The organism is Mesorhizobium sp. M0983, from assembly GCF_040318975.1.
Taxonomy (GTDB): Bacteria; Pseudomonadota; Alphaproteobacteria; order Rhizobiales; family Rhizobiaceae; genus Mesorhizobium.
Genome location: NZ_JAMYNH010000048.1, coordinates 1 through 19,528 on the forward strand (window position 1 = coordinate 1; position 19,528 = coordinate 19,528).

Here is a 19,528-nt window from a genome sequence, read left to right on the forward strand (position 1 = left end):
TTCTGCCTTTGGGATCTGAAAATGCACAGTTTCTGACGGTCATCGACAAGGATGCGGCAGGGCAACTGAAGACTCGCAAACTCATCCCGGTTCGGTTCAGCCGGCTCGAAACGGTCTAATGAGGTGCGACAACTGGCGCGACCGCGCGTTTCCGACCGTCAATCAGATGCCAGCCTTCCGCGTTTCTTCGCCCTTGGTGAACGCGAAGAAACGGTAGAGTCGAGGTGTGGCGCAATGGCTGTAGGTTGAACATATCTGTTTGCCGCCCCTTCGTCTGGCCCTGCCTTATTGATTCAACCTTGGCTCCGTTTCCACACCCCGCTCATCGAACCGGACCTGCAGATCTCCCGCATCCGGCTCTCGGACAAGTACTCACGCCTTCACCCACGACACGCCACGTCCAAGTCGGGTCAGACGTACGAGCCCGAAGTGCTCGTAAAGATGCGAGTCTGGATAGGCTCCGCCCTTGCTTCGTGCAGGCTAGCTGCTGCTGAGCAATGATCTCACCACACTTCTGCAGGGCTTGGCGTAGATCGTCTCGCCGAAGCCGGAAGACTTGACCGCCTGATGCTTGCAACCCCTTGATCTAAACGCAGTCTACCTCATTCGAACAGACGAGGACAGTAGGCCATGCTGCCTCTACCGTGGGTGGTCCTTCTGTCAAACTCGTGCGGGAGCAATTATTGTACGTTGTGCGGAAATTGAAGCAACATGCAAACACTGTTGCAGTTCATACACTCGCATCCCGTAGGGGGGACATTCTCGAAGGACGATTGGGGTAACAACGATTTTCTCGGTGTTACCGCAAGAATTTACAAACCCCATTCGGTGATATCCCGCCAGGATGACAACAACGATGGGATATTCATCGTAAAATCGGGTTGGGCCCTCCTTTACCGCGGACTACTGGACGGAGAACGGCAGATCATCGACACTCCTCTGCGGGGGGACATTGTCGGTTTCCGTTCCGTGGACGGACCCCGTTTAGCGTCCCTGGCGTCTATAACCGAACTAGCTGTTTATGAAATTTCCAGCAAGAAACTGATAGAGGCCATCTTGTCGGAAGGCCGCCTTGGGAAGACCATCGCCTGCTCCCTTGCCCGCCTGAACGCCATCCTTGCCGAACATCTCATGAATGCCGGGCGGCGGAACGCGATGAGCCGCACCGCCCATTTCCTGCTCGAGTTGGAGGAGAGGCTCTCGATCGTTGGCCTGTCGGCCCATGGAAGATATGAGTGTCCCCTTACCCAGCACGAATTGGCCGACATCCTCGGAATGACCACCGTTCACCTCAATCGGACGTTGAGGGAACTCCGCAAGGCCGATCTCGTCGCTTTCAAGGCAGGCCATGTAGAGGTGATCAACCGCAAGAAGCTGGTCAAGACAGCCGGATTCGACAGCGAGTACCTCAGGTAAAGGTTATTCCCTCTAGCTCGGGTTCAACCGTCTCGCGAACTTTCGCGTCGCCGCCTGCGGCGCGGTGCTGGGCGCCAGCGCGTAGGCCATCAGCAAAATTTCTGCTGGAAGACGACAGTGCGCCGTCGCTGGAGCAGTTCCAGACGATGTTTTCCGGGCTGGTAGTGGGCTTACCTGGCCGCAGTCTATCTTGACGAGGGCAGCCGCAAAGGCCCGAGTATCATGACCGACGGCACCATGGCCTATCGCATGAGGAGAACGTGCTGCCGAAATGCGTGTAAGCTGCCCATAAACTGCGGCAGATACAGCCGGGTGTTCTCGGACCTAAAACGCTGGGCCAAGGATGCCACGAACTGCGCCCTGGTCATGCCAATATCCACCTTCAGGAATTCTCGTCCACAATCGCGAGGAACTACCGATCCTCCCTCGAATGGCTGCTGGGCTTGGGGTGGCTAAGCGGTCCCATTCCTGAGAATGGCATCATCGCCTACCCGGTTAGTCAACCTCGCAGAGCTATCCCACTCCTTGGCATTCCTTGAGCGGTCGGGAATCGTTTCAACGGTTGGCACATGGCCAAAGAGATTGAATCTCACCGGACCTGCGCGTCACGATCGAACTCGCGGGAGCTTCAAGGCGGGGTGACGCGGTCTCAACACATGCCTCAGGCGACCGTCGACGCGAAATTTTCTAAAAATTAACTTATGTTAGAGAACGCTTATAAATAGACGATAGGCTGCACAAGCTGTTCTCGGCTAGGGGCGAAGAACTGCTGAAGACTGCTGGGTGAGCCTCACGCTTTCACAAGGGCTGGGTGTTCGATCACAAGCGCATTCAAACACAGGGCAGCGTATTCAAGCTTTCAGATTGCGAAGAATGAGGGGTGTTTTGGCAGCCGCAACGCGGCTTGTGCGAAAAGATTGGGGATTGACATGGGTTCCACAGCAGGACGGCATAAACACACGGCCAATCGGTCAGGAGTGCTGTCCAGCGGAACGGAAAGTCTCCACGGCCAAGGAGGCAGGGGATGCCTCCTCATCCTGGACGGAAGGGCTCTAGGCCGCGACTGTCTCGCATCGGCTCTCGCGGACCACGAACTCGGCATGGAGATCGCCGCCATGGGTTCGATCGATGAATGGCGCGTGAAGAAGGGCTCGGCACCTCCCCTCGCAGCCATACTCTTCAACCTTGGCGGCCGGAAGGTCACCGATCATGGCATCGCAGACGAGATTAGGCATATTTCGTCCGAATTCAAATCAGTCCCTGTGGTTATCCTGGCCGACACCGAAGACCTTGCACACATACTGACCGCTCTCGAATGCGGCGCACGCGGCTACATTCCGACCTCGGTCGAAATCGATGTCTGTGTCGAGGCTATCAACCTTGCGGCAGCGGGAGGCATCTTCGTCCCGGCGAGCAGTGTCCTTTGCATGCGCCACCTGATAGGTTCGGGCAGCCGCGACACGCAGCCTTTGACAGGCATGTTCACGCTCAGGCAGGCCGAGGTCGCCCAAGCGCTCCGGCGCGGAAAGGCGAACAAGATCATCGCCTACGAACTGAACTTGCGCGAAAGCACCGTGAAGGTCCACATCCGAAATATCATGAAGAAGCTGAAGGCGACCAACCGCACGGAAGTCGCCTACAAAGTCAACGATCTCTTCGCGAAAGGAACTCCTGCTGAAGCGTATCCCAAGCAATAAGACGGCTAGCCCTCGGGTGAATCCCGGCGGGCCGTCTTAGTGAAAGTCGGGGGATCTCCGTTGCAGTGAATGGCATCCGGGAGCGGCCCGAGATACAGCGGCCCCCCGCCCCGGTGGGATCGTTGCCCCGAGCTTTCTGATAATATGCTGTAGGGGATTTTGGCGGGGTGCTCCGAAGCGCCCGGCTTCGTCGCGATGATCTTGTTCTGCAGTCCTCTGGAAAGCTGTTCCAAGGGGGCGGTGTCAGAGGCAGTGGTCCGCATGCGGCCGCAGAAGCTCTCGGCGCTCGACCCGACGGCAAGCCGGCGTAGACATACCGTCCCGTGTTCCTGCAGGACATTCAGGCGTGGAGTGCTCATCCCGCTCTCGTCATCAGCTGCACCCGCGACGAGGCGGCTGTCATGAAGATGATAGCGGCCGCCGACGGTGACTGGCGGTGATGAGCACGACCTCACTTCGGTTGCGGACCAATAAGGTGACGGCCGTCTGACAAACGGGTCTAGGTGTCGCCGAAGGGCTTCGCTGGGACCCGCACAGGGCGGCACGCAAAGCCAAGAAGATTCCAGCCAACAGGAAACTGGCCTGGAGGACGACCGCTTGAAAAGGGAAATGCGCGACTTCCGCCAGCTCGGAAGCTGACCGGGATTCGGGTTAACTTCCTGCCGCTGAATCCGCCGATTCATCTGAAGTGTCAGGGAAAGTGTGTCTGGCCACCCATCTTATGGCTTCTTCGATCGTATCGAAATTCTTGTGCTGCCCGCTCAGCAGCCCGAAGCCTGTCTCAAGGAACCATTTGCCCTTCGTGGAGTAGGCTTCCTCGTCGATCTGAGTAAGGACCGCGACCAGTTGGTCCCATTTCCACACCAGAACCCCGGATTCTCCGCCCTCGACCGTTCCGATCCGGGCTTTCTTGAACGAAAATCCATGAGCAATTTTTGCTTCGCCCACTTTGATGAATCCCTCAACTTCAAAATGGATAGTAAGAACGGTCGGCCCGAATGGCCAGTTCTGTACTGTCTTTCCTTGTAGATGTCTTTTTGCCGGACCGCTGTAGACGAATAGTTAGCAGATCGCCCGATGAGTTCAAGGCCCACTCCATTTTTCGATGGTCGGCCCGCAAGTTTTTTGCGAGAGAATGTGTGCAAACTGCTAAAGAATTTTGGCCTTCCGGAGCGTGAAAGTCCCGGCGAAATGCTCGGGTGCCCGGCATTCCATTGCGCGCAATCTCGCAAGCCCAGCGAGTGTCTCGCGGTCGAACCAGTCCTTGGAGCGTTCCGAAGTGCTTGTCGAGGAGCTCGATCATGCGTTCTAGCACGTCGGCCGTGAGCGGCACGTAGGTATTGGGTTGGCAAAGGTCGCCGTCACATTTCGGGGCGGCATTCGAGCACCAGATGATCGCGGAAGACGTTCCAGGTCAGTTGGTTGACCTCCCGCTGGCCCTGATGGGCGTCGAACCTGGCCTGGGTTAACACCACGTCGGGATGAACCGTGATCTTACATCCGTCAGCCACTGCTTTATCGATCGGCTGTGGGCGGGGAAGTAGCTGTCTTCGAAATCCGCGACGGCAATCACAAAGGCCGGGTCGTGGTGCCGTTGGCGGGTCCACCGCAGCGCCCCATTGCGATCCCGTCTCTACCTTCCTTCGCTACCATCGCGGCGGTGATTTGAACCTACGCGTTCTTGATCGCGGAACCTCTTATCGGGGCGTAGCTTTGGAAAAGTGCATCGTAGAAAGGTGTGGTTGCGGGGACCTGAGACCATCTCAAAATTGCGGTTTTCAGCATCGGGAACTAATGTGCTGGGTAGCAGGTCGCATCGGTCGACCGGGGTCTCCTTCGTGCGGCAGCATAATGCAGCGTACAGGTCACCAGTCCGAAGGACGATATGTCAAGACGCGGAGGCGGTCACATCGGATGAGTGTTCTTGACAAGGTGGTACTCCTTTTGTGCTTCAAGTAGCTCTTGCGGATGGGGAGAAGGCTGAGTTGCCGTCTTTTCGGTCCCTGACGGAGCGGAAGTGAGCATACCATGGTTCATCGCCCAAACTGCAGCCTGGGTACGGTTGCCGACCCGAATCTTTCGAAGGATGGCCTTCACGTGCACCTTCACTGTCGCTTCGGCGATGTTAATCTTGCGCGCGATTGTTTTGTTAGACTCCCCTCCGATCAAGCAACGTATAATACAATCTTCCCGAGTTGACAACATTGATGGTTCTCGATCAGCGTTCTCCATTGTAACAGCCACATTTGTAAACTCGTGTACCGCATCATGTTTCAGACCATGTCTTATGTCCTGAATAAACGTCGAAGTTTCTGCAGGTAGCACCGTCTGACCTAGCATAACCAATTCGAGAGCTTTGATGAAGGTGTCGTGAGCGGCAACTTTTGTCAAATACGCGTCAGCCCCCGCACGAAGGGCTGAAACTATATCGTTCGGTCGACAGTGATCGGCTAGCGCAACGACATGGCTGGTCGGATAAATCCCTTTAAAATCTGCAATTTGTGCGAATCCAGCATCCGCATCAGTACCGTCGACATCCATGATGAGCAAGATGGACCGGTGCTTGGGTAGCGGCTTCTGCAGAAGGTCGTGAACACAAGCCGCAGAGAAAAGAATGCGAAACTTTGCTGCATCCAGAATTAGAACAAGGCCCTCTCGGAGTAACTCTCTTGGGCTGACAAGCACTGTTATAAAAGACTTTGTGGTCATCAAGGATTTCGTTGTCATCGTAGCCTCCCCTGACGCGATTGAGGTACGCACGTCTCGCAAGGCGCTCCTCGCATAGTTTCTTTTTTGACCGTGTTACCTTACGCTAGGAAAACCCTGGACAAGAACACCCTCTTTAGGCGTAGGGTTAGCTTCGTCGAGGGCTACCCCGGATTCTCAAGCCTGAGGCCTTGGTGAGGGGTGCGAGCCCTGGCTTTCAGCCGCTCCGGGCGGCACCCAGCACCATCGTGGCGCCGGATGCGCGGGCCGCGAGAGTTGCCGGGCTTGGTCTCCCGTGGGGCATGGGTGGTGCTGCCGCCGGTCTGGCGCGGGGCGGCGCGGCGTGTCAGGCGGGAGAACCGCTGGCCCAGGCGACCCGCGCCGCGACCAGCCGCCATTTTGGGATGGACGGCGCAGGCGGAGGAGAAGGCGATCTTGACGCGGCGCGCGCTGATCCTGACCAGCGCCCGAGCTTCACCAGCTTGAGGAGCAATGTGCCACGGCTGGCAGCGGCGCAGCGGCCACAACAGCACGGAAGCACGGATGCCTTCGGGCATCGAAATGGACTGCCGAGCCGCTCCTTGCGATGCACCTGCGGTGAGCAATAGAGGAGTTGCCTGGCGCGTCCCCTGGGGCGGCCGACATCCGGGCAGCGCTGCCGGGGAAGTCCTTTGGGTGAGATCCGGCGAGAGAAATGAGTGAGGCGGGCCAGTTCTGCTATTGCTACCGCGGTAGAATTGCCAAGATTGGCGGCTTCGTCGAGGTTCGCCTCTTCAGTCATCAGGCGGGTCAGCCGTCGATCAGGTCATCGACGTAGCAGAATGATCGGAGCCGGAGATCGTGATCGGCTCGTTTTCCAGGGCCAGGACGACGAAGTTGGAGACGGCCAGCCATTCTGCGAATGCATGTTGGGGCCACAGGGGGCTCGAGACGCTGCGTCGGACCACTATTTCCGGCTCTTCGTTGCGTTCGATCGCCTTTGTCCCGTTTGCCATCAAAGGGGTTCTCCTTCAGCGCAGCAATCTGCTCATTGGACGAGTTCGCCGGAGGGGGCGTTTATCCGGAGGGAGTGCCTACAAAGGGATAGTTGTGCCGCTAGCGGTGAAGGGCCACGATAAGGCAGAGCCTTCCTCGTCGACCGAATGCTCGCGACTTCGGGATGGGCTGGCTACCATTGAAAGTGAAAGCCACGCGCCATGGCCATGGATGCAAAATACAATTCCGAGCCCGTCACTCCCTCATCACAGGCGGCCCGCCGCAGGAGAATGAAGGCCGTCCTGCTTGTCTTGGGGGTCGCCGTCCTGGGAGCGGGAGCGGTCAGAAACTGGGAGCCCATCGAAGTTGTTTCCAGAGCCGTAATTGAGAAGGTCGAGGATGCCTCCGCAGCCGTGTTGCAGAAGGTCGAGGATACCTCCGGAGCCGTAATGGAGAAGGTCGAAGATGCCTCCGCAGCCGTGGTGCAAAAGGTCACGGACGCCTCCGACGCCGCGATGCAGAAGGTCGAGGATGTCTCCGGAACCGTGGTGCCGAGGATCCAGGATGTCTCCGAAGCCGTGGTGCAGAGGGTCGAGAATGTCTCCGGAGCCGTGATGCAGAAGGTGTCTGCTGCTATCGATAGCTGGCAAGAACAGCCGGGCCACGCCACGGCCGAACCCTCCCGTGCGATCGTGTCGGGACCGGATGCGTCGGCCGCGACGTTCGTCGAACGGAGCGCCGTCCCTGAGGTCCCCGCTAGCGCTGAGCCCCCCCAAGCCCTCAGCACGGGACCGGATGCATCGGCCGCGGCGTTGATCGAGCGGAGCGTCGTCCCTGCCGTTCCCACCAGTGCCGAGCGCCCCAAAACCCTCAGCAAGGCACCAGGCATGCCAACCGGAGCCCTGTTTGGCGTCGGTGACCGCCTCAAGGTCGCCTTCTACGAACGCGTCGACGTCGAGGAAGACAAGTGGGGGGGCGCGTCCTCGGCCTTGCACGGCATCCTGCAGCGTCCGGAACTGAGCGGCGAATATATTGTCCAAGAGGACGGCACGATTTCCGTGCCCTTGCTTGGCTCCATTCCGGTCGCCAACCGGTCGACGCAGCAGGTACAGGCCGACTTAGCGGAAACCTTCAATCAACTGGTGGGCCGCGAGGGACTGGTCAACATCCTGCCGCTGGAGCGCCCGCCCATTTACGTACTGGGACCGGTCAAGAATCCAGGCTCGTTCAAATACGCGGCCGGCATGACGGTCCTGCACGCGATCGCGCTGGCCGGCGGACTCGACCGCGCCGAGAGCGAGCCGTGGCAGAAGATCGAAGCCGTGCGTGAAACCCAGAAGCGGAGCGGGGCGATCGATGCCATGTTGAAGTTGCTCGCGCGCACGGCGGTGCTGAAGGCCGAGCGCGACGGTACGGCACCCACCATCCCACGCCAGTTGCTGGAACTGGCCGGCGCGACCGAAGCTGCCAACCTTGTCAACGAGCAGAGCGAGCGGCGCAAGGCCGTCGCCACGGCCCGCAAGGATCGCGAGCGCGCGAACCTGCGTGCGCTGGAGGCGGCTAAGCAGGATGTTGTCGCTTATGGGCGCATGAAGTCGCTCGACGAACTCGTCAAGCTGCGCCAGGAGCGCGTCAACAGCATGCGCACGCTCGTGGACCGCAAAGTTCTCAGCATGACGGTGATGGATCAGATCCAGAGTGAGTTGTCCGACGCGGAACAGCGTCGGCAGGACGCCCTTAACCAATACGCAAGCGCCAAGCAGCGCCTCGCTTCGCTGGAGTCTGAGGTGTTGCGGACCCGGGCGGACCTCAGGAACGATCTCGAGATCGAGATCGAGACCATCGAGAGCCAGATCGCGGCCAATATGCGCGAGTTGAACGCCAGCGAAGGCGTCCTGTACACGTTGCCGGTGACCCGCGTCCAGTTTGCTAAGGACGCGAACAGCGCAACTTATCAAATCGTGCGGCAATCGGCAGCCGGGCCGGTCAGCATTGACTCTGTCGGGATGACCCTGTTGCAGCCAGGCGACCTCGTCAACATCATCGTGGGCGAAAACGAGCCAAGAGAGCCGGCCGGTTCGCCCGTCCCGACCTCGTCGCCGACCAGCGAGAGCTTGCCGGCCGCGTCCAACCCCAACGATGTCGAGCCTTCCCGCGTGGTGAGGCAGTAGAGGATCGGTCCGAAATTGATGCCCGGCAAGGAGATTGGTCTGCATGGCTGGTCTGCGTAGTGACCTCGTCGGGACGAAGTGGGAAGCGAAACGACCACTCGCCGTCGCCGACAGCTTGAGCCGCTTCATGAACGAGCATGTCCGCCTCCGCTCAGGAGTTCGGATCACTGACAAAGGTGCAGTGAGATGACATCGAACGGGATACAGGTGCCTATCAAGCGGGATTGGTCAAAGATTTCGGAATTTTGTCACGACGCGCGCACGCCCGAGCGGATATTTGCGCACTATCAAATCGAGAAAGCTCTGGCTGCTCAGCTGCTGAATTCAGATCAAGACGCTCGGCTCAGCCTCTATGCTGAAGTGTACGGCAAACTTTTTACTTCCCTTGAAGATCATCCCCAAAATAGAAATGAATACAGAGATGATCGTCTAGTCAATCTTCAGACCACCCTTCTAAGAACGCTTATCCAGAAAGGCGCGCGTTTCGGCGAATTGGGGGCCGGTGATTGTAAGCTTAGCCTCAGCATGTGCAGTCATTGCTCGTCAGTAAATGCAATCGACGTAACTGACGCGTTACTGCCACTTGGGGAGAAGCCCGTCAATTTTCAATTCGTCAGGATCGACGGTATTCATCTACCTTTCGCCGATAATAGTCTCGATTTTATGTTCAGCGATCAGTTGATGGAGCACCTACACCCCGACGACGCAGTAAGGCAGCTTTCCGAGGTCTATCGTGTTCTTTCACCCGGCGGTGCTTACTATTGCATCACTCCAAACGCCGTTACGGGTCCTCACGACATTTCGGTATACTTTGACAACGTTGCATGTGGATTCCACCTGAAGGAATATAGCTATCGTGAGCTGTCACGCGCGTTTACGGGAATTGGCCTTCGAAAGCAGGCTGTGCTGTTCGGCACTGGGGCCGTCAATGTGCTCGTTCCTGCCAAAATTGGGATCGTGCTCGAAATGATCATGCAAGGAGTTTGGCGGCGGCGATCGAGGCCCCCTACGAATTCGGTTCTTCGGCATCTGATGGGGATTCGCCTGCTCGGCTATAAATGAGCGCGCGAGCCGCCGCGGTTCCAGACAATGCCTCGGAAACGCCTTCGCTGGTCCCGGCCGCTTTAAAAGGCCCCGTGTGAAGCGGTCGCTCGTCCTCCTCCAGCCGGCATAGACTAGGCTCTCCGTGAGTAGTCAAGAATAGGGTCTTCACTTTTAGCGCCTCCCGACATGAAGTCTTCTCCAAACAGGAAAACCCCGGGTGCTCCATGGACGAACAGCAGCGTGCAGCGAGGATACTCCTGGCATTCCCGCCGCAATGCGCAAAGTATCAGGAAGATGGTTGTATATCAGGACCTCTTGGTGTCTCAGCCATCGGTGCGGAACCCTATCGCGTGGCTTCAGTAGAACAAGCCATGCGCCAGGATACGGTCATCGACGTTACCGTGGAGGCTTTGCCGGACATCGCGACACTCGAGACCGCTTGGAATGAGCTCGAAGCGCGAGCAACGCACTCATTCTATCTGTCCTGGCTCTGGATCGGAACTTGGCTGCGGCATCTGCCGGGGGGCGCGCAACCACATGTTCTAGTCGCTCGGACGTCAAGCAGGATCGTTGGCTTGGCGATTATTTGCCGGCGGAGGGCGTGGAGTTTCGGGCGGCATGCGCGGGCGCGTTGGCTGCTCAATGAAACCGGAGATGTTCGATTCGATCGATTGTTCATCGAGTATAACGATATTCTTGCGGAGCGATCCCTGGCCGATGCCACTCGAGCGGCATGCGTCGAGGCCTTGGCGCATCACTTGCGCCGCTCTGACCAACTGGTGTTCTCCGGAATCGATCCCGACTTCGAATTGGCCGCTTGTCGCACCGCGGGCCGGGCCGGGCTCCTTACCGAGGTGAAAGCAGAAGATACGGCACGGTGGATCGATTTCGCCAAAGTCCGCCAGAAAGGCGCAAATTACCGCGCCACATTAGGCCGCAATACTCGCCAAGCGGTAAGCCGTGCCATGCGGTTATATGCGGAACGCGGCCCCGTTGCGTTCCGGACTGTCGAAGTGACATCGGAGGCGCTCGCCGCGTTTGATTTGCTGGCCGAGCTTCATCAGGCGCGATGGGGACGCAGGGGAGCCTTTGCCAACCCGAGCTTCCGTCGATTTCACGAGGAACTCATTGCGCGCGGCGTTCCCACGGGGACCGTCCGCATCTCACAGACGTTGGCCGGGGACCAGACAGTCGGGGTCCTCTACAATTTCGTGTGTGACGGCCGTGTTCTCAACTATCAAAGCGGCTTTCTTTATGAGCGCGATGGCCGGCTCAAGCCAGGGCTTATCAGCCATGTGCTGGCTATTGAGGACAGCATCGGACGCGGCGAGTGCGGCTACGATTTTCTGGCAGGCTTCGCCGGGCACAAGTCCCACCTGGCCAATGCGGAGCATCCCATGAAGTGGATCGCAATAGGCAGAGACAGTCCAGAGCGCCGCATCGAGGCACAGCTGCGCGGTGCCAAGCGGGTGCTAGGGACCATTGCTGCTCACATGAAACAGGCCGCGGCTTGAAGCGTCGACCGAAAAAAGGGAGCCCCCACTTTATATCAAGTATTGGGGCAGGCTCTTCCACAATCGATCGGCGGGTTCGGCCCTTCGGAAGGCGAGGACCAAGGGGAGGTTGGATTTGTTTACGTTATGCGATGTGACCGTTGTCGGTGCTGGCCACTTTGGACTATCGGCAGCGCCGGATAAGCACAGCGCGTATTCCGTTCAATTCGGGATCAGAGCACCAGTTCGCGCGGCGGGCTCTCTAATCTATGTTTCAGCGTGGCGGAATTGGTAGACGCACCGCACGGTTAATGCGACGCCGAAAGGCTTGTAGGTTCGACTCCTACCGCTGGAGCCATAGATTACAAGTAGCCGCGTAGCCATCATTTTAAGCCGTTGAATAAGGGGCTTTCGGCCCTCTTTCTGCCCGTGCAGGAGTACCCTTGGTCCACCTGATCCGCCGCCGGCAGGGCGAGGTTCACCGCAGCGGCCGCGGCGCTCGTGATGCAGCAGCTGGAGCTGCGCCGCAGCGAGATCGCCTGCGGTCGATGATGGGCTCTGCCGGCGCCACGGAGCTTGCGATCCTCACCATCGACGTCCACGGCGTCATCCGGTTCGCCAACCATGCGGCCGGCACGCTGTTTGGGTGGGATCTTGCGGAGATGATCGGGTACCCATCGACATGATCGTCCCCGAGCGGCTGCACAACGCCCACAATGCGGGACTGGCGCGTGTCGCCCGGGGCGGCGAATCCAAGGTCGTCGGAAAGACGGTCGAGGTCGCCGCCCGCCTCGCCCAACTCTATCTGCGTGCCTCCACCGCCGAGCAGGACGCCAGCCGGATCCGCTGTGGAAACCAAGCCGAATCGGCGATGTTCGAACGGACTGGCGATGCGGACCTATTGAGAACCGATCAATTACTCAGAAGAGGTAATCCGAATTGGATCTTTACTGACAGCGCTATCGCGTCGTCCCCTGTAACCAAGTCTTCCACAAGGCATAAAGCCGCGCGGAGAGGCCGGGAGACTTCCGTCGTCCAGCAGCAAAAGCCTATCGCCCAGGCGCTCACTCGGCCGCACAAGCGAAGCGCGGAGATTGCTTTGATCTGATGTAATTCCGCATCCAGGTAACTGCTTTTTGGCAAAACCCGGCGCAGCAGCCTTGCTCGTCAGAGCAGGGGATCATTGGAGCGCCAGTTCATTGTCAATCCGGCAAGATAAAGTTGGCAATTTCGCCTCCGGCAGACCCCTTGCGAGCAGCAGCATGTCTGGGTCTTTTGATGTAGCCCATCCATACCTCGAAATAGCCACCAGGCGCTCCTTGCTTTCGCCCTTACGTGGTTGTTTCATCAGGGAAATCCGCAAGAATGGCGCTGCCGTTCATTAGAAAGAATTGCACTTGTGCGCATGAGCGCTCCCAGCGATCGGAATCCACGTATGACTTCTGGCTGCTGCCCTGAGTTCGACTTTATCCAATTTTCTGGCGCGGGCGGGGACGAGGGCCATGGCGCATTGGGCGAGCTGGAATTTTCATGCTGTCTCGGGACATCGATCAATTCGACCCGTCAGATTCGGCGTCAGTCAGCCTCTTGCGGGACCGGCACCGCCCCCCTCCAAACTTGGATAAAGTCGAGCTGAGACCCGGGATCATAATGCCGGTCCTCGAGAATGATGGTTTGGAGATCCTGGCATTCATGCTCGATGCGGAGCAGGACGTCATCCGCGAGATAGGCGTTTGCCTCAACGAAGAGGAACGTCGGCGCGCCGAGGGATTGAGACTGGAGCGGGACCGCCGCCGCTATATCGTTACCCGCGGGCAGCTGCGCCGGGTCCTCGCCTCCAAACTGGGAATCTCGCCGTCCGACGTCGAACTAAAATATGGACGCCTAGGCAAACCCCACCTCTCGCACCGCATGCCTGCTCGCGATTTGCGCTTCAGCGTCTCGCGATCCGGAGATGTCGCGGTCGTCGCCCTCTCGACCAGGCAGGAGGTCGGCGTGGACATCGAGGCAGTTCTCCCTGTGCCCGAAGCGGACGAGATCGCAGCGCATTGCTTTTCTGCCTCCGAGTATGGGTCCTACACCGCCCTTGGTCCGGAAGACCGGCTGGAAGGCTTCCTCCGGCGCTGGACCCGGCTGGAGGCTATCTCTAAGGCCCTGGGGTGCGGCTTAGGACAGCCCCTTTCTTGGGATGAAAGGGAATGGGCTGTCCATAGGTTCGTACCGAAACCTGGGTACATCGGGACGGTGGTAGTCCGGAATTGAGTGGTAGTCCGGAATTGAAGTGCCCGCGATGCCACTATTCACTTATGATGCACTGCGGATAACGAGGAGCTCAACCAATTCCATTGGACTGCACGCAAGTTCATTCGAACCGGACTTGTTCCCCACACTTCGCCGTGGGTCGCGGTTGAGAACACGGGACAGCGCTTCACTGACATGTCCCGGGCGTATGGAGAAACAGCGGCAGTTTCATCGATGAAACCGTCGTGCTGGAGGGACTGGGACGCGGGAACCACTTCGGCTTCCGTCGTGAATCATGAAAAAGTGATCGGAAGGCCTATGTCGGCGGACGTGATGCAGTTCCCGGAGCTTCTCGCAGACCTCGCGGTCAAGGACATCAAGATCTGGGTGGAGGGCGACCGGCTGCGGTGCAACGCCCCAGCTGGCGCACTGACGGCGGAGTTTCGCGACCAGTTGCGGGACCGGAAGGGCGAGATCATTGCGTTTCTGAATATGGCCACGGCGGCGGCCCGGCAACAGCCTGCAATCATTCCCCTGCAGTCAGGCGGAACACGCACGCCCATTTACGCCGTACCCGGGCATATCGGGGCGCCCTTCTCATTCTCGGACCTGTCGAAGCACCTGGGCGGCGATCAACCGTTTTACGCACTCCAACCGTCTGGCTTCGATGGGCAGAGCGAGCCGATGGACCGCGTCGAAGATATCGCGGAGTACTTCGCCCGCCAGATCGTCGAATATCAGCCCACCGGTCCGTATATCATCGCCGGTTACTGCTCCGGCGCTGCAACCGCTTTCGAACTGGCGAAAATGATGGGTCAACGCGGAGCGGAGGTCCCGTGCATGGCGCTCTTTGGCCCTCTTCACCCCACCACCTATAAGGAATTGCCGCGTCTGCTGTATTTCTATACCAGGCGTAGCGCCGATTCGTGCCTGCGAGAGATGGCGAAGCTGCCGACATTCGGCGCGCGTCTCCGATATTTCGGCAGTCGCCTCCGGAATCTCGGCGAGCGCGTCCGCGCCGCCCTCGTGCCCCTCGTTCGCAAAAGCAAAGGGCCTGTCACGACAGATCCGGTGCTGGCGAGCAGAGCTCGACTCAAATCGACGGCGATCACGGCTTTGCGGCGGTACATTCCCACTCCGTATTCGGGTCGAGTATGCATATTTCTTCCGAACAAGGCTTGGCTGCGATCGGGCGCAGCACCGCACCGATGGCTTCGAGTGGTGCCGCATGCCGAATTTTATTTCGGGCCCGAGGACTGCAACGGTCCCCTTATGCTGGAAGAACCGGACGCGCCTGCCATTGCAGAGCTTTTTCGCCGGGCAACCCAAAAAGCTGAATGATTGACGTGATTTGATTTTTTTGATTTCCGCAATGGGGACCGTATCTCATGAATGAAGTCCTTCCTATCGCGGCGGAGGGCGTAACGCTTCCCCTGCTGAAAGATGCCGATCATCAGGCGCTGGTTGTCGAGTACAACGCCACGGCAGCGCCCTACCCGTCGGACAGGACAATCATCGATCTCTTCCGCGACCAGGCGACGCGTAGTCCTGACGCTGAAGCGATCCGCTTCGGCGATGCAACGCTGACGTACCAGCAGCTCAACGAACGCTCCAACCAGATGGCCACGCATCTGACATCGACCGGCGTGGGGCCGGGTCGGATTGCCGTTGTGTTCATGGAGCACTCCATTGAAGTCGTCGTCGCAATCTTAGGCGTCCTGAAGTCAGGCGCAGCCTATGTGCCGGTGGATGCGGCAACGCCGAAGGGGCGTCTGGCAACAATCCTGAAGGACATTGCCAACGGGACCGACGGGCGGGCGCCGGTGGCGATCACTCAGGCGCGCCTGCAATCCGTCATTTCCCCGAACCTTGCCGACATTTTCGTGCTCGACGCCGATTTCGGGTCGATTTTGAATCAGCCGGACTCGGCCCGACCGTCCGCTGCCACTCCGGACGGCGCCGCCTATATCATCTTCACCTCCGGCTCGACCGGCACGCCCAAGGGCGTCGTGATCGAGCACCGGAATCTGGTGAACTACATTGGGTGGGCCGCTCGGGTATACAGTTGCGGCGAACGTCTCGCATGGCCCCTTTTCTCATCCCTCGCCTTCGATCTGACCGTCACGACGCTCTTCACACCACTCATCACCGGCGGCCGCATCGTGGTCTATCTTGGTGATCCCGGAGTCCAGAGCATGGTCGTGCTCAAGGTCATCGACGACAATGCCGTCGATATCATGAAGCTGACGCCGGCGCATCTCGCGATGATCCGCGACCGCAATCTTGAGACCACAAGGCTGCGCAAGTTCATCGTGGGTGGCGAGGACTTCAAGACCGAGTTGGCTCGCGATATCACGAAAGCCGTCCCCCATCCTATCGAGATCTACAACGAGTACGGACCAACCGAAGCCACTGTGGGCTGCATGATTCACCGTTTCGACATCGACCGGGATCAATCCGCATCGGTGCCGATCGGCGTTCCGGCGGCCAATGCGGGCATCTACGTGCTCAACAAGGCACATCAGCCCACTGCCCGCAGCATCATCGGTGAGATGTTCATTGCCGGCGACGGTCTCGCGAGAGGCTATTTCAATCGCCCTGACCTGACCGACGAGCGTTTCCTCACGGCCGTCGATCCGAGAGATGGGTTTTCGAAGCTGCGGCTGTACAGGACGGGCGATCTCGCCCGCTGGGACTCGGAAGGGCGCCTGGACTTTCTCGGCCGCGCCGATCATCAGGTGAAGATTGGTGGCGCGCGTGTCGAGCTGGGCGAGATCGAAGCGCGGCTTCTAAAGCACCCGCACGTTCAGGAATGCGCTGTCGCTGCTATCGCCACCTTGGTGGCGAAACCAGCGACACAAGTGCGTTATTGCGAACGGTGCGGTGTTGAGTCCGGCCTGCCCGGCACGACATTCGATGCGGCAGGCGTCTGCAATCTATGCCGGGCCTTCGACACCTATGTCGACAAGGCGCAGACTTATTTCAAAACGTCGGACGACCTCCAGGTTCTCATCGCGGAGATGCAGGCTAACCGAAAGGGACCTTACGACTGCATCGTGCTGTTGAGCGGCGGCAAAGACAGCAGTTTTATGGTGTGCAAGCTCGTCGCCATGGGGGTGAAGCCGCTTACCTTCACCCTTGACAACGGTTTCATTTCGGAAGGAGCAAAGGCCAATATCAGGCGGCTCGTGAACTCCCTCGGCGTGGATCACCACTGGGGAAGCACGCCGCATATGAACGAGATCTTCGTCGACAGCCTGAAACGGTTCGCGAACGTCTGCAACGGCTGCTTCAAGACGATCTACACCCTGGCCACGAACGTCGCCCGCGAACGAGGGATCGGGTACATCGTGACTGGGTTGTCCCGCGGCCAGTTCTTTGAGACGCGCCTGACCGAGGAGGTCTTCAAGCGGGACGACTACGATCCGGCCCGTCTGGACGCGCTCATCGCCGAGGCGCGCAAGGAGTATCACCGCCGCGAGGATGCTGTGTCGCGCTATCTCGACGTGGATGCCTTCCGGAACGACTCAGTATTCGAGGAAGTGAAGTTCATCGACTTCTACCGCTACTGGAGCGTCCCTCTTGAGGACATGCTCGATTTCCTGAAGACGCAGGCGGGATGGGATCGGCCTGCGGATACAGGACGCTCCACGAACTGTCTCATCAACGATGTCGGCATCTACGTTCATAAGAAGCAGCGGGGACATCACAATTACGCCCTTCCCTACAGCTGGGATGTGCGTCTCGGTCAGAAGACGCGCGATGAAGCCATTGACGAACTCAACGACGAGCTGGACCTATCCCGCATCAAGGAGATCATGGCCCAAATCGGCTATGTCGAACCGCCAGCGGCTGAAGACGGCATCGCACGACTTGTGGCCTACTATGTCTCGTCCAAACCCCTGACCGTGGCGGACCTGCGCACCCACCTCGCCGAAGAACTCTTGGAGTCCATGATTCCGACGCAGTATGTTCGCCTCGAACGGATGCCGCTCACGTCCAACGGCAAGATCGACCGCTCTGCGCTTCCCGAGCCGACGGCGGAAAACATCCAGCCTGCACAAGACTTCGTCGCCCCCTCGACGGCGACCGAGAAGACGCTGGCCGCGCTGTGGTGCGATCTCCTCAAGGTCGGGTCGATCGGCCGTGACGATAACTTCTTCGGCCTGGGCGGACACTCGCTCCTGGTGATGCGGGCGGTGTCGCGCATGCGGCAGAGCTTCGGCGTCGACGTGCAGCTTCGCAACCTTTTCGAGCGCCCGACAGTGGCCGGACTGGCGGAAGTGATCGACGGAATGCTCTGGGTGGCCGATTCCGGAGCCCCTTCAGTCTCGGAAGGACCGAGAGAGGAAATCGAACTCTAGCTTGCCGGAAGGCCTCCGAATGGCCTTAGGGCGCACCAATCCGGACGGAAGCTTTTGCGTTGGACTGCATAGCAGAGCGGATGAAGATGATGGACAAAGCTTGGGTACCGGCGCGAGAACCGGGGCTGCCTTGGGCGGCGGGGGAGTACGAGCTCTTACGCGACCAGGTGCGCCGGTTTGTCGAGGAGGAGATCAAGCCCCGTGCGGATCGCTGGGAGGAGGACGGGTTCATTCCCCGTCCGATCCTGCGCCGCATGGGCGAACTCGGCTTCTTCGGCATCCGCTACCCGGCCGAGTATGGTGGTGCCGAGATGGACGCCGTCGCATCCACGATCTTCGCCGAGGAGCTCGGGCGCTCGACCTATGGCGGCGTCGCCGCCGTGACGCTGGTCCATACCGACATGGCTTCCGCGCATGTCTTTCACGACGGGACCAAAGCCCAGCGGGCCCGCTGGATGCCGGGGATTATCAGCGGCGAGGTGATCACCGCGGTCGCCATCACGGAGCCGGATGCGGGCTCGGACGTGAAGGCCATCCGCACGCGCGCCCGCCGAGAGGGCGACTCTTACGTCCTCGACGGCACGAAGGTCTACATCACGAACGGCGTCCACGCGGATCTCTACTGCGTCGCCGCCAAGACCGATCCCTCGGCAGGAAGCCACGGGATCACGATGTTCCTCGTCGAGAAGGGCACGCCAGGCTTCAGCGTCGCCCGCGAGCTGGACAAGCACGGCTGGCGCTGCTCCGATACGGCGGAGCTCGTCTTCGACGGTTGCCGTATCCCCGCCGAGAACGTGCTCGGCGCGGAGGGACAGGGCTTCTACTCCATCATGCGCAACTTCCAGAACGAGCGCCTTGTCCTCGCGGGCATGGCGATAGGGGCGGCCGAGGCGGCGATCGATATGACCCTCGCCTGGGTGAAAGCTCGCCGCGCATTCGGGGGCGTCTTATGGGACATGCAGGCGATCCGTGAACGTCTCGCGATGCTCTCTGCGAAGGTGGAGGCAGGCCGCCAGTTTCTCTATGCCACCGCTTGGCGTATGGCGGCGGACGAAGATTGCCTGCGCGAGGTCTCGATGGTGAAGGCCATCTGCGGCGAACTCGTCAACGAGGTTGCGTATACGTGCGTGCAGTTCCACGGCGCTATGGGCCTCATGCGCGAGAGCCCGATCGAGCGCATAGCGCGTGACGCCCGCGTCCTATCCATCGGCGGCGGCGCGACGGAGGTGATGCTGGAGGTGGTCGCGTCGATGTCGTGAGCCTAATGCGGCAGTGAGGGCATCGCTCTGGCGTTGATTGTAGGAGGGCTGCGTGAAGGGAGATAGTGTCCTGAAGGTTCTGCAAAAAGTTTTGGAGAGAGAACGGCGCTTGCTCTGAAGGGCGAGCGGCCATGGCACGGTGGTGACGTTGCAATCACCGAT

16 protein-coding genes, 1 tRNA gene and 1 pseudogene are annotated in these 19,528 nt (G+C 59.4%); 13 read left to right on the top strand and 5 right to left on the bottom strand.

Going from position 1 to position 19,528, the window contains the following annotated elements:
• From NKH71_RS32915 to NKH71_RS32925, 3 genes and pseudogenes are all read left to right on the top strand, one after another.
• Nucleotides 1-119: pseudogene (locus NKH71_RS32915) on the top strand (protein-L-isoaspartate(D-aspartate) O-methyltransferase); the annotation flags it as partial.
• 592 nt (nt 120-711) lie between these two features.
• On the top strand, nt 712-1,416 hold the full coding sequence (locus tag NKH71_RS32920) for a Crp/Fnr family transcriptional regulator (protein WP_352496223.1): 705 nt from the start codon (nt 712-714) through the stop codon (nt 1,414-1,416).
• A 929-nt stretch (nt 1,417-2,345) separates the two neighbouring features.
• Nucleotides 2,346-3,113 carry a LuxR C-terminal-related transcriptional regulator gene (locus NKH71_RS32925; protein ID WP_352896510.1) on the top strand — a complete coding sequence of 256 codons (768 nt, stop codon included), beginning with the start codon at nt 2,346-2,348 and terminating at the stop codon, nt 3,111-3,113.
• A gap of 651 nt (nt 3,114-3,764) precedes the next feature.
• Here the strand turns inward: NKH71_RS32925 and NKH71_RS32930 are convergent.
• The 4 genes from NKH71_RS32930 to NKH71_RS32945 all read right to left on the bottom strand — a co-directional run bounded on the left by NKH71_RS32930 (nt 3,765) and on the right by NKH71_RS32945 (nt 6,814).
• A complete protein-coding gene (locus NKH71_RS32930) occupies nt 3,765-4,061 on the bottom strand; it encodes a hypothetical protein (RefSeq protein ID WP_352896512.1) in 297 nt (98 codons plus the stop codon).
• Between the two features lie 413 nt (nt 4,062-4,474).
• Entirely contained in the window at nt 4,475-4,624 is a 150-nt protein-coding gene (locus NKH71_RS32935; RefSeq protein WP_352896514.1) for a hypothetical protein, read from the bottom strand.
• A 394-nt stretch (nt 4,625-5,018) separates the two neighbouring features.
• Entirely contained in the window at nt 5,019-5,840 is an 822-nt protein-coding gene (locus NKH71_RS32940; protein ID WP_352896516.1) for a LuxR C-terminal-related transcriptional regulator, read from the bottom strand.
• Nucleotides 5,841-6,619: 779 nt separating this feature from the next.
• Nucleotides 6,620-6,814: a hypothetical protein gene (locus NKH71_RS32945; protein WP_352896519.1), complete on the bottom strand. Its 195-nt coding sequence runs from the start codon at nt 6,812-6,814 to the stop codon at nt 6,620-6,622.
• A 201-nt stretch (nt 6,815-7,015) separates the two neighbouring features.
• Here NKH71_RS32945 and NKH71_RS32950 point away from each other — a divergent pair, with 201 nt between their 5' ends.
• The 6 genes from NKH71_RS32950 to NKH71_RS32975 all read left to right on the top strand — a co-directional run bounded on the left by NKH71_RS32950 (nt 7,016) and on the right by NKH71_RS32975 (nt 12,610).
• A complete protein-coding gene (locus NKH71_RS32950) occupies nt 7,016-8,965 on the top strand; it encodes a polysaccharide biosynthesis/export family protein (RefSeq protein WP_352896522.1) in 1,950 nt (649 codons plus the stop codon).
• A gap of 186 nt (nt 8,966-9,151) precedes the next feature.
• Complete coding sequence (locus NKH71_RS32955) at nt 9,152-10,027, top strand: class I SAM-dependent methyltransferase (protein ID WP_352896525.1); 876 nt, start codon at nt 9,152-9,154, stop codon at nt 10,025-10,027.
• A 206-nt stretch (nt 10,028-10,233) separates the two neighbouring features.
• Entirely contained in the window at nt 10,234-11,523 is a 1,290-nt protein-coding gene (locus tag NKH71_RS32960) for a GNAT family N-acetyltransferase (protein WP_352791582.1), read from the top strand.
• Between the two features lie 252 nt (nt 11,524-11,775).
• Nucleotides 11,776-11,860: transfer RNA gene (locus tag NKH71_RS32965), tRNA-Asn, on the top strand.
• An 85-nt stretch (nt 11,861-11,945) separates the two neighbouring features.
• Nucleotides 11,946-12,188: a PAS domain-containing protein gene (locus NKH71_RS32970; RefSeq protein ID WP_352896528.1), complete on the top strand. Its 243-nt coding sequence runs from the start codon at nt 11,946-11,948 to the stop codon at nt 12,186-12,188.
• A complete protein-coding gene (locus NKH71_RS32975) occupies nt 12,185-12,610 on the top strand; it encodes a hypothetical protein (RefSeq protein ID WP_352896530.1) in 426 nt (141 codons plus the stop codon). Before NKH71_RS32970 ends, NKH71_RS32975 begins: the two co-directional genes overlap by 4 nt.
• Before the next feature lie 72 nt (nt 12,611-12,682).
• On the opposite strand, the gene NKH71_RS32980 is transcribed toward NKH71_RS32975, so the two are convergent.
• Nucleotides 12,683-12,850: a hypothetical protein gene (locus NKH71_RS32980; protein WP_352896531.1), complete on the bottom strand. Its 168-nt coding sequence runs from the start codon at nt 12,848-12,850 to the stop codon at nt 12,683-12,685.
• A gap of 302 nt (nt 12,851-13,152) precedes the next feature.
• Between NKH71_RS32980 and NKH71_RS32985 the strand changes: the two genes are divergently transcribed.
• The 4 genes from NKH71_RS32985 to NKH71_RS33000 all read left to right on the top strand — a co-directional run bounded on the left by NKH71_RS32985 (nt 13,153) and on the right by NKH71_RS33000 (nt 19,366).
• Nucleotides 13,153-13,764, top strand: coding sequence for a 4'-phosphopantetheinyl transferase family protein (locus tag NKH71_RS32985; RefSeq protein WP_352896534.1), 612 nt, complete (start codon nt 13,153-13,155; stop codon nt 13,762-13,764).
• 297 nt (nt 13,765-14,061) lie between these two features.
• A complete protein-coding gene (locus NKH71_RS32990; RefSeq protein ID WP_352791575.1) occupies nt 14,062-15,084 on the top strand; it encodes a TubC N-terminal docking domain-related protein in 1,023 nt (340 codons plus the stop codon).
• Nucleotides 15,085-15,131: 47 nt separating this feature from the next.
• Nucleotides 15,132-18,107: an amino acid adenylation domain-containing protein gene (locus NKH71_RS32995; protein WP_352896537.1), complete on the top strand. Its 2,976-nt coding sequence runs from the start codon at nt 15,132-15,134 to the stop codon at nt 18,105-18,107.
• Between the two features lie 80 nt (nt 18,108-18,187).
• Nucleotides 18,188-19,366: an acyl-CoA dehydrogenase family protein gene (locus tag NKH71_RS33000; protein ID WP_352896539.1), complete on the top strand. Its 1,179-nt coding sequence runs from the start codon at nt 18,188-18,190 to the stop codon at nt 19,364-19,366.
• The last annotated feature ends 162 nt before the right edge of the window (nt 19,367-19,528 follow it).